The 16447-nt window shown below is 37.9% G+C and carries 11 protein-coding genes and 1 pseudogene; all 12 read left to right on the top strand.

Annotation, left to right across the window (positions count from 1 at the left end):
• Window positions 1-317: 317 nt before the first annotated feature.
• Window positions 318-485, top strand: a pseudogene (locus L634_RS34840) (cell wall-binding repeat-containing protein); the annotation flags it as partial.
• A gap of 3 nt (window positions 486-488) precedes the next feature.
• Window positions 489-1286, top strand: coding sequence for an N-acetylmuramoyl-L-alanine amidase family protein (locus tag L634_RS0102435; RefSeq protein WP_442852678.1), 798 nt, complete (start codon window positions 489-491; stop codon window positions 1284-1286).
• A 174-nt stretch (window positions 1287-1460) separates the two neighbouring features.
• Window positions 1461-3701 (top strand): SpoIID/LytB domain-containing protein, encoded by a 2241-nt coding sequence (locus L634_RS32170; RefSeq protein WP_051428179.1) that lies wholly within the window; start codon window positions 1461-1463, stop codon window positions 3699-3701.
• 102 nt (window positions 3702-3803) lie between these two features.
• Window positions 3804-5996 carry a N,N-dimethylformamidase beta subunit family domain-containing protein gene (locus tag L634_RS32165; protein WP_051428177.1) on the top strand — a complete coding sequence of 731 codons (2193 nt, stop codon included), beginning with the start codon at window positions 3804-3806 and terminating at the stop codon, window positions 5994-5996.
• A gap of 188 nt (window positions 5997-6184) precedes the next feature.
• Window positions 6185-7678, top strand: coding sequence for a cell wall-binding repeat-containing protein (locus L634_RS0102415; protein ID WP_026581069.1), 1494 nt, complete (start codon window positions 6185-6187; stop codon window positions 7676-7678).
• A gap of 258 nt (window positions 7679-7936) precedes the next feature.
• Complete coding sequence (locus L634_RS0102410) at window positions 7937-8995, top strand: glycosyltransferase family 4 protein (RefSeq protein WP_026581068.1); 1059 nt, start codon at window positions 7937-7939, stop codon at window positions 8993-8995.
• A 71-nt stretch (window positions 8996-9066) separates the two neighbouring features.
• Window positions 9067-10305, top strand: a complete 1239-nt coding sequence (locus L634_RS0102405) for a glycosyltransferase (protein WP_026581067.1) — start codon at window positions 9067-9069, stop codon at window positions 10303-10305.
• Entirely contained in the window at window positions 10302-11642 is a 1341-nt protein-coding gene (locus tag L634_RS0102400; RefSeq protein ID WP_026581066.1) for a flippase, read from the top strand. Before L634_RS0102405 ends, L634_RS0102400 begins: the two co-directional genes overlap by 4 nt.
• A 66-nt stretch (window positions 11643-11708) precedes the next feature.
• Complete coding sequence (locus L634_RS0102395) at window positions 11709-12725, top strand: Gfo/Idh/MocA family protein (protein ID WP_026581065.1); 1017 nt, start codon at window positions 11709-11711, stop codon at window positions 12723-12725.
• 17 nt (window positions 12726-12742) lie between these two features.
• Window positions 12743-14077 carry a nucleotide sugar dehydrogenase gene (locus L634_RS0102390; RefSeq protein ID WP_026581064.1) on the top strand — a complete coding sequence of 445 codons (1335 nt, stop codon included), beginning with the start codon at window positions 12743-12745 and terminating at the stop codon, window positions 14075-14077.
• Between the two features lie 81 nt (window positions 14078-14158).
• A complete protein-coding gene (wecB, locus tag L634_RS0102385) occupies window positions 14159-15211 on the top strand; it encodes a non-hydrolyzing UDP-N-acetylglucosamine 2-epimerase (protein WP_026581063.1) in 1053 nt (350 codons plus the stop codon).
• A 13-nt stretch (window positions 15212-15224) separates the two neighbouring features.
• Window positions 15225-16442: a glycosyltransferase family 4 protein gene (locus tag L634_RS0102380; RefSeq protein ID WP_026581062.1), complete on the top strand. Its 1218-nt coding sequence runs from the start codon at window positions 15225-15227 to the stop codon at window positions 16440-16442.
• Window positions 16443-16447 lie beyond the last annotated feature (5 nt).

The following is a 16447-nucleotide window of genomic DNA, read 5'->3' as shown; positions in this document are numbered from 1 at the left end:
TGGCTTTTGGTTGAAATCCTCCATTTCTGCATACTTCTTAATGGTTCGCGGATCTCTCCCTGTCCTTTTAGCTACACTTGAATATCCGCAGTCTTTATTGTTAACCTCATGTCTGATATAATTAATCTCGGCCACTGCCAACATCTCCTTAAATACCTCCTGCACGTTTTGTACCCAACAGGAAGTGTATGTGTATTTTGGAATGTTGACAAGTGGCCATTTTTAATTTGTGCAGGCCCCTAGGGGCCAGCACAAATTAAATGCCATAACCTACATTTTTATGATGCCATAAACACTATCCCACAGCAGATAAGGCCTTTTTGGCAACCGGCATGACCTTTGCAGATGCTCTTACCGGCTCAGTCCTGGCGGCCAAAGAAAGTGCACCGATGCTATTGGCCAGTCATACTTTTACCCCGCCTTCTGTTAAGAACATTATTTTAACCAAAAATATAAAGGACTTTACTATTTTGGGCGGAAATTCCTCAGTGCCCAATCAAAGATTCCTAATATTAACGGGACAGCTCCCTGAACCTGTAGAGCGCAAGCCGTCACTTGAGGGGAAAGTGATAGTATTGGACGCCGGACATGGAGGAGCTGATCCGGGAGCAGTGAAAAATGGCTATAAAGAAGTGCATTTAAATAATGCATTTACTTTGAAGCTTGCCTCTTACCTAACAAAAATGGGTGCAAAAGTAGTTTATACAAGAGATCCTAATAAAAATATTTTCGTAGGTTTAAGTGATAGAGCAAAAATCGCTAATGAAGCAAAAGCAGATTTATTCATAAGTATTCATCATGATTCCAATATATCTCCGCAGCCAAGAGGGCTAAGCCTCCATTACAGCAGTTACCGCCCGGCAATTGAAACAAAAGATGTTTATGTTCTATCTGGGGGGGATAATTATCCCTTTGTAAGCGAAGATACAGAAAGAAAGGTGTTTATTGTAAAAAGCGGATATGCAACAAAGGCACTTAGCTACAACGGCCCGAATATAGCTTACGACCCAACCCCATCACAGGCTGCGGTTAAAAGCAAGTCATTGGCTGAAGATTTGGCAAAGTCTTTAGTGTATCCAGGGATAGGAATTAGTCAAATATATTCCAAAACAGGTGTAAAAGATCATAATTTATTTGTAACACGGTGGACAGCAATGCCTTCTGTTTTGGTTGAGCTGGGTTTTATGTCAAACCCTGATGAAATTAAATTACTAGCAAACAGCTCTATACAGGAAAAGAGAGCACAGGCAATGGCTCAAGCGATAAATGATTTTTATTCAAAATAATCAAAAACCTGCCTTTAAGGCAGGTTTTTGATTGACAAATTATTTATATTCCCTATTTGAATACTAATTAAACTGGTTAATTCTCTCTTTTTAGACAAAATCCTATATTATTCATCCTTTCTTTACCATTCCTGTGATATAATGTGACTAATAAAATGTATGGAGGTATTATATTTGTTAAGAATTCTACTGGCACTATTACTTACTTTTTCTTTGTCGCTTGTCTCCTCAGTCATAGATGTAGATGCTGCTGTAGACACTGAAGAGAAAATTTCTGTAAAGTTAATCAATTATATAGGAAAAAAGGATCAGTTAAGCTTCAAGTCTGATGGAAGTTATAAAATTGATGGTGATGACACTATTAATTTAACATCTGGACGTACATATAATGTAAAAGTTAAAGATAGTAAATTATTTTTATATGAGGGTACAACACTGCTAAAAGAGTTTGAAACCAATTCTTTTTTGCTTAAAGCCGTTACTTACTCTCCAAATTCTATAACTACTATATATGGTACTTATGAAAAAAGATATATTGGCGACATTCAGTTTACTATTGAGGAAGGAAAGTATGTCCGTCCTATCAATAAGGATATTCGTTTTAATGATTACTTAAAGGGTGTATTGCCAAGTGAAATGCCGGCTTCATGGGGAAGTGGAAACGGAATAGAAGCATTAAAAGCACAAGCAGTTGCTGCTAGAACTTATGCACTTAACCTTGTTTCTACTCTAAAAAGCCAGGGTAAACCTGTGGTTGTATCAGATACACAAGGACATCAGGTTTATGGTGGCATTGTTGATTCCAGTGTTTACAGCCAGTATGTTGATACGGCTGTTAATGCAACTGAGAATAAGGTTTTAACATATAATAATAGACTGATTGATGCAGTTTTCTCTTCCAGCAATGGCGGAATGATTGAATCGAATGCAAATGCGTGGCCAACATCAACTCCAGTGCCATACCTGGATTCGAAAAAGGATGGATATGATCCTCAGCATTCATGGGGAGTGGAATTTGATAAGCACCAGATTGATTTGAGAGGAAAAGACTTATCAAAACCGGAATCTTGGTGGAGTTCAGCGATTGAAAGCAATCCATCTGTTTCCAACAGCATTAAATCTTGGCTCTCTAGTTACCCTGAATATAGGGATTATGAAATTAAAGTTATATCAGTTCCGAACCTGAGTTTTTCAGGTAAAACGAGCGGTGAGAGAGCAATCGATGGTTCCATTACTGTAAAGTTTCTTTTAATGAATAAATCAACGAAACAAATTGTGATGGAAAATGGAAAAGTCAAAGTTTTCACTAAAACACTTGATACATCTGCCAGCAAGATTAGAGGTATTATTGGGACCGGGATGTTCAAAAGTACATTGATTACTAGTTTCCAGGATCGAACAAACGAGCGATTGGCAGGTAAAGACCGTTTTGAAGTAGCGGTAAATGTTTCAAAAGAAGGCTGGGATTCATCGGATACAGTAGTGGTGGCGTTTTATAACGCGTATGCAGATGCGCTGGCAGCAGGGCCGCTTGCATATAAAAATGATGCACCTATTTTGCTCACTCAATCTAATAAACTAACCGATGTCACAAAAAAAGAGATACAAAGATTGGGAGCAAAAAATATCCTTGTCATTGGCGGCACTGGAAGCATAAGTGGAAGTGTGTTCAATGAGCTAAAGGCGCTTCCTGGTGTGACAAACGTAAAAAGAATCGGAGGCAAGGACCGTTTTGAAGTTTCCTATAACATTTCTAAAATGTTTGGAGGCACACAGACAGCTGTAATTGCACATGGGTTGAATTTCCCGGATGCCCTTGCTATTTCTCCTTATGCAGCTTCGAAAGGTTATCCTATTATTCTTACACAATCTGACAAGCTAACACCGATTTCTTTAGAAGCACTAAAAGGTCTTAATATCCAGCAAACAATTGTTGTGGGAGGACCAGCCAGTGTGAGTGAAAAGGTATATTCACAGCTGCCGAACCCAACTAGAATCGGAGGCAAAGACCGTTTTGAGGTTGCAGCCAATATTATTTATAAATTGAATTTGACACCAAGCAAAGCCTATATTGCAACGGGCTTAACTTTTGCAGATGCATTGACTGGGTCAGTTCTCGCTGCAAAAGAAAAAGGAAATATTCTGCTTTCCAATACCCATACCTTAACCGAGCCGACAGAGGGAGTTATCCAGAAGAAAATGCTAAATAATTTTACCATTCTTGGCGGTGAGGGTTCAGTTTCTCCTGGAGCAGTTTCAATGCTTCCTAATAGCTCTTTTGCTATTGCTGGAAAAGGCTTTGGCCATGGGGTCGGAATGAGCCAATATGGTGCCAAAAACATGGCTGCATTAGGGAAAAAATATGAAGATATTCTAGGTTTCTATTATCCTAACACCAATTTGGTAGTACGCTAATCAAATTGTTATTCTTAAGACCCTATTCCAGGGTCTTTCTTTAATGGTAAATAACAAAGTTTAAAAAATTACAGAGAAAGAGTAATATTTGGGGGACTTTATTTGAAAAAGAGACTATTGTGCTTTCTGTTGTCCTTAATGTTTTTAGCGCTAATTTCTGATCAGCAGACACTTGCAGCAGAAGAAAGGGTAGGAGGCAAAGATCGATTTGAAGTTGCGGTAAATCTATCCAAAAAAGGTTGGCCGAACGGAAGTAAAACAGTAATCCTTACAAACTATTTGGCATTTGCAGATGCGCTGTCTGCTGCCCCATTCGCTTATCAGCTGGACTCGCCCATCCTTTTAACTCAACCTGCAAAATTGACTGCATCTACCAAAACGGAAATATTGCGTTTGAAACCGCAAAAGATAATCCTAGTAGGTGGAAAAGGCAGTTTAAATGACGGTCTTATAAAGGAATTGAAAGCAGTAGGCATCCCTGTTGTCGAAAGGATTGGAGGGAAGGACCGTTTTGAAGTATCAAAAAACATTGCTGGAAAAATGCCTCCGTCTGAGGGTGCTGTAATAGCTTATGGAATGAATTTCCCTGATGCATTGGCAGTGGCCCCATACGCGGCCAGATCCGGCTATCCAATTCTTCTTACCGGAAAAGATAGCTTGCCACCTGTTATTTCTGAAACCATAAAACAAAGAAACATTCAGCATTCCATCATTGTTGGAGGAGAAGGAAGTGTAGGGAAAACGGTTGCTGATGCATTGCCAAATGTTCAAAGGATTGGCGGCAAAGATCGATTTGAAGTGGCAAATAATATTTTTAAAATTCTTAACCCTGGAAGTAAAAAGGTTTATATTTCAAATGGCCTTACCTTTGCAGATGCTTTAACTGGATCGGTTTTAGCAGCAAAAGAAAATGCCTCCATGTTATTGACATGGCCTACTAGGGTTCCAGATATTATACAGAATACGCTAATTGACAAAATGATAACTGAAACATTAGTACTGGGAGGTACAGGCTCTGTCGGAAACGGAATTATTTATCTTCCTGGTCAATGGGAAATGAAAAATTGGGCCGGCTACGGTTTACAGGGTTATTCTTCTAAAACCTCTGTATTGCCTAATGAATCCATTACTTTTTATATTAATAGCTTACAAAACTATCACATTGAATTTTATAGAATGGGCTATTACGAAAATAAAGGGGCGGAATTAAAAGGGACATTAACAGGAAGAAAAGCTCATATTCAGCATAAACCTATAAAACAGGATACTCTGGATGCAAATTGGGATCCTTCTGTAACTTATAGCATACCTTCAGGCTGGGAATCAGGGGTATATTTGGCGAAAATAGTTAACCAGGAAAAGAAAGCAAGCTTTATACCTTTTGTAGTACGGGACATTAACCCAAAAGCAGACTTTATGGTTCTTATTGCGACAAATACCTACCAGGCATACAATAACTGGGGCGGTAAAAGCTTATATGGTTATAATAGTACCAACAAGGAAGCGGCTGTAAAATTATCTTTTAACAGGCCTTATAAAAACTATTGGGGAGCGGGAGAGTTTTTTACATACGAATATAACTTAATTCGCTGGCTTGAGAAAAAGGGCTATAATCTCACCTATATTACAGATACCGATTTGCATGAGGGAATTCTCTCATCCTCTGACATTAAAACATTAATTATTGCCGGGCATGATGAATACTGGAGCAAGCAAATGAGAGACCATGTGGAAGATTCCCAGGATGTGAATCTTGCAATGTTTAATGCGAATATTGGCTACTGGCAAGTGAGGCTTGAAAACGAGAACAGGACTCTAGTAGGTTATAAATATAGAGCAGCTGAAGACCCCTTTAACAAGACAGACCCTGTCCAAGTCACAACTCGCTTTAGAGATGATCCTGTGAACAGGCCGGAAGAGTTGTTATTTGGTACAATGTATAGAGGAATCCCGGAAAAGACGATGCCATTGGTAGTTACTAATTCAAAGCATTGGATCTATGAAGGTACGAGCTTAAAGGATGGGGATAAAATTGTAGGGATCGTCGGAGGTGAAGTTGACCGCTCTGATCTTACAAGCGGAATAGAACATATTGCACGCTCACCTGTTACTTTATATGGAAAGCCTTCTGTTGCAGATGTAATATGGTATAACAAGCCGGATGGCAGAAAAGTCTTTTCAGTCGGTACATTCTATTGGAATTACTTTTTGGATCCTTATGGCCATCAGGATAAGGGCCGATACGATAAAAATATTGAAATAATGACAATAAATGCTCTTGAAAGGCTAAAATGAATTAATAATTAATGTTGAACACAGTATAGAAGCTGTGTTCTTTTTATATTTTTTTACAAAAAGCATTAAATAGCTAAAACCATTGATACACTCCAAAACTACTATTTGCATTTTTTTGGGAAGAAATATAGAAATTTGTCGATTCATTCCGATAAAATAAGAGAGATAACAACTAGGGAGGCAAAGAAATGAAAAAATACTTCGTAACTGGAGTGCTAACACTTCTCTTTTCTTTTGTGCTGGTATTTCAAGTGTCAGCGGAAGGTTACACGGTAAGGTTGGATGGTCAGGATCGATTTCAAGTAGCGGTAAATGTTTCGAAAAATGGGTGGACTACTTCTTCCAATGTCGTTTTAGCAAATTATAATGCTTACGCTGATGCGTTAGCTGCTGCACCATTGGCCTACAAAAAGAATGCCCCGATTTTATTAACACAGCCAAAAACGCTCACAGCTGCAACCAAACAGGAAATTCAAAGGCTTAGAGCTACCTCTGTTACAATCGTCGGAGGGACAGGGAGTATTTCTGACGCAGTTGTCAGGGAGCTTAAGAACATGGGATTATCTGTAACCAGGATTTCAGGGAAAGACCGTTTTGAAGTAGCCAATAATATAGCATTGCAAGTTGGTAAAAAAGATAAGGTTGTCCTTGCATATGGTCTGAATTTCCCGGATGCATTGGCGATCGCTCCATATGCAGCAAGAAATGGATATTCTATATTATTAACTAATAAAGATTCATTGCCAGCATCAACTAAGAATATTATTACCCAATGGAACGTAAATCAAACCTACATAATTGGAGGGACTGGAAGCATCTCTCAAAATGTGTATAACCAAGTTCCAAATCCTCTTCGGATAGGGGGAGCGAATAGGTTTGAAGTGGCAGAAAATATTGCCGGAAGATTTTACAGTTCTCAGTCCCATTCATATATTGCTACTGGTATGACTTTTGCAGATGCACTCACAGGTTCTGTTTTAGCTGCAAAGAAAAATTCTCCAATTTTACTTACTGCTTCATATATTCCAAGTGAAACTAAAAGTGCAATAATTAACAATGGGTATCAGAATTTTACAGTTCTTGGAGGTACTGGTTCTGTATCAGGCAGTATTTTTAATCAGTTAAGTGTTTCAGTTGTAGGGAAAAAGATAATGGTTGATCCAGGACATGGAGGCAGTGATCCGGGTGCAAGCGGAAACGGGTTAGTCGAAAAGGAAATCGTTCTGGATGTTTCTAAACGACTTAATTCAAAATTAACTAATTCAATGTCTAAAGTTCTTATGACGAGAACCGGTGACACTTATCCATCGCTGGATCAGCGGGTTAACCAGGCGAATAAATCGGGTGCAGATATTTTTGTAAGTATCCATGTTAATTCCTATACTACGTCATCACCTAATGGGACAGAAACATGGTGGAACAGTACTTATGCCTCTGCAGATAGCAAGCTTCTTGCAGAAGAAATCCAAAAAGAAATGGTTAAAACTTTGGGTACCACTGATCGGGGCGTTAAGCATGGGAGTTTTAAAGTTATTACATCAACTCAAATCCCAAGTGTGCTTGTGGAAATTGCCTTTATCTCTAATCCAGATGATGCCAAGATGCTAGCAGATAGTTCATTTAGACAAAAAGCAGCAGAAGCGATCTATAGAGGTATTGTAAATTATTTCAATAAACAGTAAAGAAAAATCCCTGTCGGAAATATCCGCGGGGGTTTTCCTGTATTTTCATGATATATGATGGCCAAAACAAACCAAAATAATAAGAAGAGTAGAAGTTGGTTTGAAATTGCTCCTAAACAGGAATAGAGGTAAATAAAATGACACCCCTGAAAAAAATGTAATTAAAAATTAAACAACTATAAATTGAATAAAATTTAAATTGTGTTAAACTTATTACCGGGAGAAAACAATACCTTTACTCTTAAAGAAGGGGAACCTATGACTACACAATATATAATTTCATTCTTTGTGTCACTGCTTACCGTATTGATATGTACTCCTTTTGTGATCAAGCTTGCCTATAAAATAAAGGCTACTGATAAGCCAAACCAGCGGAAGGTTCATGAAAAAATGATGCCTCGGCTTGGTGGACTGGCCATTTTTATAGGAGTGATTGCAGGGTTTTTTACAGCTGGATTACACACTCAAAGAATAACTGGTATTACTATAGGAGCCATCCTAATAGTAATTATTGGCATTTTAGATGATAAATATGAGCTCTCTGCAAAAATTAAATTTTTTGGCCAAATTCTGGTTGCAGGAATCGTTGTAAGTACAGGATTGACTATTGAGTTCATTAATATACCTTTTATTGCAAAAATTGATTTGGGATTTTGGGCAGTGCCAATTACAGTTTTTTGGATAGTTGCCATAACTAATGCCATTAATTTAATTGATGGGCTTGATGGACTGGCAGCCGGCATTTCGGCGATAGGAATTGCAACAATTGCCATTATTGCAGGCCTTGCCGGAAAGACTCTGATTTTCCCGCTTGCCTTGATCCTGCTTGGAAGTATCATCGGTTTCTTATTTTACAATTTTCATCCGGCTAAAATATTTATGGGTGATACTGGTGCCCTGTTTTTAGGATATTCAATTTCAATTTTGTCCCTGTTAGGTTTATACAAAAGTGTAACATTATTCAGTTTTATTGTTCCTATTATAATATTGGGAGTGCCAATATTTGACACCACTTTCGCCATTATTAGGCGGACTGTAAACAAACAGCCCATTTCGGCACCTGATAAATCTCATTTGCATCACAGGTTATTGGCGATGGGTCTCTCACATCGAAATACTGTATTAGTTATTTATGGTATGGGAATATTATTTAGTGTCAGTGCTATATTATTTGAAACCTCGACTCTTTACGGGTCTTTGTTTATCATTTTTGCTCTTTTGATTTTCTTCCAGGTAATTGCTGAATTAATTGGTCTTGTGAATGATCGATACAAGCCATTTATAAAGATGTATAGAAAGGTTACCGGGAAGCATTAGTTGTGAAAAACCGTTTGTGAGTTAGATACCGCAAACGGTTTTTCAAATATTGGTTAAGGATATGGTCCATTATGACAATCGAGAAGGAATTAATTCTTATAACAAACCGTTACCCTTTTTATCCAGGGGAAGAATTTTTGACGTTAGAGTTGGAATATCTTTGTGAAAAATTTAGCAAAGTTCATCTGATTCCTATTAATGCCAGGGATTTTTCTAGTCGCAGAGAACTTCCTGAAAATACCGAAATACATATAATTGAAAATTTGGATTCTCGAAATAAGCTGCTTGCCAAAAGCAAAGGTTTAACAGACCCGCAGGGCAGACGCTGGTTTTTTAATGAATTAGGTTATTCAGCGAAATTCGGCTATCGCGGTGTGTTAAAACTACTGTCCTGGATCGGAATAGGGGTGGAGGTTAGGGATTATATCCTAAAACAAATAATGAATACAAAGGGTAAGTCCTTTATTTGTTACTCCTATTGGTTATCACTTGCTTTAGGTGCGGCTTTTATCAAGGAAGAGAATACTAAACTTACTGCTTTTTCTAGAGGACACGGCGGGGATATATATGAATATCGCCATAGACCTCCATATTTACCGCTGAAACAAAAAGTGATAGAAGAACTTGATCGCATATATTTGATTTCAAAAAACGGAGTAGATTTTATTAGCGGTCAGTATCCAAGGTTAAAAGATAAGCTCCAGATTGCAAGACTTGGAACTAGTACACCAAATGGGGAGTCTTTTGAGTCTCCGGACGATGTGTTCAGGATTGTTAGCTGTTCCTATATGGTACCTGTGAAAAGGTTGGATCTCCTAGCGTCGTCATTAAAAAATTGTAAGAATAAAATCCATTGGACTCATATTGGAGATGGACCTGACAGAGAAAAGCTTGAGAATATCGTAAAGGTCTTTCCAAACAACATCACACATACCTTTACAGGAAGTTTAACTAATGAAGATGTTATTCGCTATTACATCGAAAATCCTGTGGATATGTTTATTAATGTCAGTTCAAGCGAAGGGATACCAGTTTCAATTATGGAAGCATTTAGCTGTCATATACCCGCCATGGCTACTGATGTTGGGGGTACCAGTGAATTGGTCAACAGTGAAAATGGGGTTTTGCTTTCTAGTGATATTTCTTCCTTGCAATTGGCTTCGAAAATAGACGAAGCGGCATCACTCCCAGTGAAAGCTAAAAGAGATAAAAGGGAAAAAGCTTATTCGTCGTGGCTGCAAGCATATAATGCAGAAGCGAATTATACAAAGTTTGCTGAAGAGCTGAATTCTTATGGTGATAGCTTATGACACAAAAGAAAAACAGCTTTTTAAAAGATAGCTTTATTACATTGATTAGGCAGGTTACAAGTATCATCATTGGTACTTTGCTCATTATTATTTTAGCTAGAGTGCTCGGCCCGGAACTGCAGGGACAGTATTCAATGATTATTATTTTTCCTGCCATGCTTGCCATGTTCACCAACTTTGGCCTTAATATTTCTACTGTTTACTATGTAAGCAAGGAAGAAGTTACTTTTAAAGATGCTTTTTATAGTAATTTTATTGTCGGCATGTCATTAAGTGCTATAGCTATAGTTGCAGGGGCTATTTATGTTTATTTTTTTGGCGAGATGAGTTTTAAGGATGTTGACCCCAATTATTTTTATTTTATATTGCTTGTAGTACCAATCATGCTTCTGAATACTTTTTTTCAGACAATATTTCAGGGGATCCAGGATTTTAAGGTTTTTAATACCATATTAGTTATTACTCAAATCACAAATCTTATTTTTGTTATAATTCTTGTTGTTTTTCTGGATTTTGGATTAATGGGGGCTTTATATTCTTTTTTATTCGGCCATCTTGTAACTTTTTTATTTATATTAAGTCTATTTTTAAGAAAGTATAAAATTAACATAAGAAAAGCCAGATTAGATTATCCTTACTTAAAAAAGTCCTTTAAATATGGTTTCAAATCTTATTTAAGCAATTTGGTGACGTTCCTTAATTATCGTCTTGATATTTATCTTGTTGGCTTCTTCGTAAATCCATATGCTGTTGGGCTTTATGTTACAGCTGTAAATATTGGAGAAAAACTCTCTGTTTTTACTCAATCTATTTCTACCGTGCTGCTTCCGAAAATTGCAGCAATGGGGACAGAGGAAGAAAGAAATCAGCTGACGTCCCTTGTGAGCCGCTTTACTTTATTATTTATGATTCTTTTTGGATTTGCCGTTTTTTTAGGGACGGATTTTATCGTGGGGATTCTTGGTGATAAATACGAAGAAAGCTCTTTATTTCTAAAGATTCTATTGCCCGGTATTTCCCTTTTAGCTGTTGAGAAGGTTTTATCAAATGATATAGCTGCCAGAGGCAAACCAGAAATCAATATGTATGTGTCTATCTTTAACGTCGTTTTTAGTACTATTATAAATATTATTATAATACCTAAATACGGTGCAGTTGGTGCAGCTATTACGACAACAGTTACTTATAGTTTAAGTTTTTTTATTAAATCTTTCCTTTTTGGTAAAATTACGGGTGAGGTTTGGAGCAATTTCCTATTAATTAAAAAGCAGGATGTTCAGTTGGTAAAAAAAATAGTAAAACGTCAAAGTTTTGTAAAGAAACTGTTGCGTAGTTAGTGCGAAATTTGTGGTATTTTGTATTTACGTGTCTCAGATATAAATTACTTTTAAGGAGATATGATAATGATTAATTTTGCGATTGTAGGCTGTGGCCATATTGCCAAGAAACATGTGGAGGCAATCCATAATGCAGAAGGAGCACGTTTTGTTGCAGTATGTGACACAGATCCGAAAAAAGTTGAGGAATTTACTGAAGTATATGGTGTAAAAGGATATACACAACTTAGTGAATTATTAAAGAACCCTGATATTGACGTAGTGAATATTTGCACACCAAGCGGTTATCATGCACCAATTGCAGTAGAAGCTGCAAATGCAAAAAAACATATTGTCGTTGAGAAGCCGATAGCTTTAACATTGGAAGATACTGACGCAATTATTAATGCCTGTAATGAAAATCAGGTTAAATTGTCAGTTGTTCACCCAAATCGTTTCCGTCCTGTAATGATGGAGCTAAAAAAAGTGATGGATGAAAAGAGGCTGGGCAAATTAAGTCATGCCAATGCTACTGTAAGATGGAATCGTAATCAGGAGTATTATAACCAGGCAGCGTGGAGAGGGACTAAGGCTTTGGATGGCGGAGTATTGATGAATCAGGCGATCCATAATCTTGATTTGGTTCTTTGGCTAATGGGAGACGTTGAGGAAGTATTCAGCATGGAAGCAACTAGGCTGCGGGATATTGAGTCCGAAGATGTTTCTACCGGAGTCATCCGTTTTAAAAATGGAGCATTGGGTGTGATTGAGGCTGCAACTACTATTTATCCATCTAATCTTGAAGAGACCATTAGTGTTTTTGGAGAATCCGGGACTATCAAGGTAGGCGGAAAGACAGCAAGTCTTGTAGAACATTGGAACGTTAAAGAAATGCCTGAGGATGAAGTTGAAAATATTATTCAAACAGTTAAGCAAGACCCTATCGGTAAACCTGGGCATCAATGCATCATTGAAGATATGGTACAGGCTATAGAAGAGAATCGTGAGCCAGTTGTAACAGGCATAGATGGCAGAAAAGCATTGGAACTGGTACTGGCCCTTTATGAATCTGCAAGAACAAATCAGCCGGAAAAATTAAACTAAAAAAAGAGGGATTAATAATGGAGCAAAATGTACAATTAAACTCAGTAGGGCAACAGTTATTAGATAAAATTTCAGGAAGAGAGGCTACTATAGGCGTTGTCGGGTTAGGCTATGTAGGCTTGCCTCTTGCGGTTGAAAAAGCAAAAGCCGGATATAAAGTAATCGGTTTTGACGTTCAGCAAAAAAGAGCTGATATGGTAAATGATGGTGTTAACTATATTGGTGATGTAGTGGATGAAGAATTAAAGGAAATTACACAAAATAAGCAATTAATAGCTACGACGGATTATTCCCTTATTCAAGAAGTTGATGCAGTTGCTATCTGTGTTCCAACACCCTTAGATACATATCAGCAGCCGGATACTTCTTATGTAGAAAGTTCAGGCAGAGAAATTGCAAAGTATATGCATAAGGGCATGTTAATTGTTCTTGAAAGTACTACTTATCCTGGTACGACTGAAGAAGTTCTAAAGCCAATTCTTGAAGAGAGCGGACTAAAATGTGGTGAAGACTTCTTTCTTGCATATTCTCCTGAACGTGTAGATCCGGGGAATAAGCATTTTAATACTAAGAATACTCCTAAGGTTGTTGGTGGAATCACACCTGCTTGTACAGTAATTGCATCAGAATTGTATAAGAGTGTACTTGAAGGAGATGTTCATCAGGTATCAAGCCCGGCTGTCGCTGAAATGGAAAAAATCCTTGAAAATACTTTCCGCCATATAAATATTGCACTTGCAAACGAAATGGCCGTTTTGTGCAATAAGATGGGAATTGATGTATGGGAAGTAATTGATGCGGCAGCGACAAAGCCGTATGGCTTTATGCCTTTCTATCCTGGTCCAGGACTCGGCGGACACTGTATACCAATTGATCCGTTCTACCTTACTTGGAAAGCTAGAGAATACAACTATCATACACGCTTAATTGAGCTTGCTGGAGAAATAAACAACGCAATGCCGGAATTTGTTGTTAATAAATTAATGTTTGCTTTAAATAAGGAAGGTCTTGCATTAAGAGGATCTAAAATAGCTGTACTTGGTGTAGCCTATAAAAAAGACATTGATGATGTAAGGGAATCTCCGGTACTTCCGATTGTGGAAATGCTTCGTAACGAAGGGGCTGATCTAATGATTTGTGATCCGCATGTTACATCCTTCCGTTCTTGTGGAACAGTTATTGAAACAGTGCCGCTAACAAAAGAAGTATTAGAAGCTGCTGACCTGGTTTTGATTACAACAGACCATACTGCATTTGATTATGAATTAATCAGCCAGTCTAATAAGGTTGTCTTTGATACAAGAAATGCACTCAAGAATTTTGTAAAACCGGAAAAATATGTGAAGCTCTGATAGGTTTGTCTGAAAAGTAGCATAGAAATAAGGTTCTATGCTACTTATTCGTATTTTGTTATGCAAAGGAGTTTTAATAACATGAAATTTCTCACCGTTATTGGAGCAAGGCCGCAATTTATTAAAGCAGCGCCTGTTTCGAGAGAATTAAGAAAGAATCATCAGGAAATCTATATTCATACGGGGCAGCATTATGATAAAAATATGAGTGATATTTTCTTTAATGAACTCAATATTCCCAAACCCGATTATCATTTAAATGTTGGCTCGGCAAGCCATGGAAAGCAAACTGGAGATATGCTGGCTGGAATTGAAAAGATTATTCAGGATGAAAATCCCGACTATCTGCTTGTATACGGAGATACCAATTCCACAGTGGCAGGAGCATTGGCTGCAGCAAAGCTTCACATACCTGTCATCCATGTCGAAGCAGGACTGAGAAGCTTTAATAAAAAAATGCCTGAAGAACTTAATCGCATTATGACGGATCACATTTCGGACTTCCTTTTCTGCCCAACAGATACAGCAATTGCAAACCTAAAAAATGAAAATATTACTGAAAATGTGTTTAATGTTGGCGATGTAATGTATGATGCGGTTAAATATAATCAGCAACTGTCCGAAGAGAAGTCGGCTATCCTGGATGATTTTGGATTAAAAAAGAAGGATTATTATCTTATAACTGTTCACAGGGCTGAAAACACCGATAATGAGAATAACATAAAAAATATCATTGCCGCATTCTCAAAAATCGAAGGTAAAAAAGTATGGCCGATTCATCCAAGAACTAAGAATATAATAAAAAATTTGGGGATTGACCTGGCTTCGGTACCGGATCTGATGGTTATTGATCCAGTAGGATATCTTGATATTCTATCTTTGGAAAGCAACGCAAAAAAGATTATCACGGACTCAGGCGGCATCCAAAAGGAAGCATATTTCCTACAAGTGCCATGCATTACATTAAGAGAGCAAACTGAGTGGGTAGAAACACTAGAGGATTCAGCTAATATACTTACAGGCACAGACCCTGGGAAAATCCTTGACGCTGTGGCAGCGGAACTGAACCCTGCGTACAAAGAGTATTTTGGAAATGGAGATGCTTCTATAAAGATTGCGGAGCATTTTAAATAAGAGGTACATTTTTATGAAAATAACATTTTTAAGTGAAAACTTTCCGCCGGAAACAGGTGCACCGCAAATCCGTTTATATGAGGTCAGTAAAGAACTTATAAAAAGAGGGTATGAAGTGGAAGTTCTAACAGCGTTCCCTCATCATCCAAACGGGATTATCCCGCCCGAGTATAAAGGAAAGTTTTATCAATTTGAAAAGTATGAAGGCATCCCTGTCCATCGCAGCTGGATTTATCCCAGCCCAAAAGGAAGCTTTTGGAGGCGTCTGGCATCTTATTTCTCTTTTACATTCAGCGCCTTCTATTCTGTATTTAAATCTCAGAAAACGGATGTCATCGTTTGTACATCGCCTCCACTATTCCTGGGGATTACAGGCTACTTTGCCTCTAAAATTAAACGGGCAAAATTCGTTTTCAACGTCGCTGATATCTGGCCGGAGTCAGCTGTTGAACTCGGGCTTGTAAAAAATAAGTCGTTCATCAAGCTTGCTGAATGGCTTGAAAAATGGCTTTACAAAAAATCCTGGAAAATTGCTGCTGCAACTGAAGGAATACATGAATATATGATAAAAAAGGGCAAAGGCAGGGAAGAGGTTTTCCTGCTTCCCAACGGTGTAAATACAGAAACCTTTGCACCACGGCCTGCTAATAAAGACTGGGTGAAAAAGCTGGGCTTTGAAGGGAAAAGAGTATTTACTTTTGCCGGAAGAATAGGCTATGCCCAAGCTCTGGACTCCATTTTGAAAGCTGCAAAGATTGTTGAAGAGAAAGACAAGGATATCCGTTTCTTAATTATTGGAGACGGTCCTGAGAAAGATAATTTGATAAAGCTGAAAGATGAGCTCCAGTTAAGCAACTTGATCTTTCATGATTCCGTGCCGGTAAGTGATATGCCGGATGTTTTCTCAATTACCGATTTTTCAATTGTATCCCTGAAAAATATTGAACTATTTAAAGGAGCTAGGCCATCAAAAATCTTTCCTGCACTATCTAGCGGTGTACCAGTTCTGTATTGCGGGGAAGGAGAAAGTGCCGATTTAATTGAAAATAACAATTGCGGTGTAATTGCTAAACCAGAGAACCCCGAATCCATAGCGGATAAGATCATACGGTGTGCAGCGTTTGATGATGCTGAATATAATCAGCTATCTCAATCAGGCAGGGAGTTTGTCGAAAACTCATACTCCTGGAAGTTCATTGTCGATGATTTATTAAAAAACTTAGGGAAGTAACCTCC

This window comes from Bacillus sp. J33, from assembly GCF_000518885.1.
Taxonomy (GTDB): Bacteria; Bacillota; Bacilli; order Bacillales; family Cytobacillaceae; genus Cytobacillus.
Note: the sequence above shows the minus strand (reverse complement) of the source record. Positions and strands in the feature narration are given on the sequence as shown.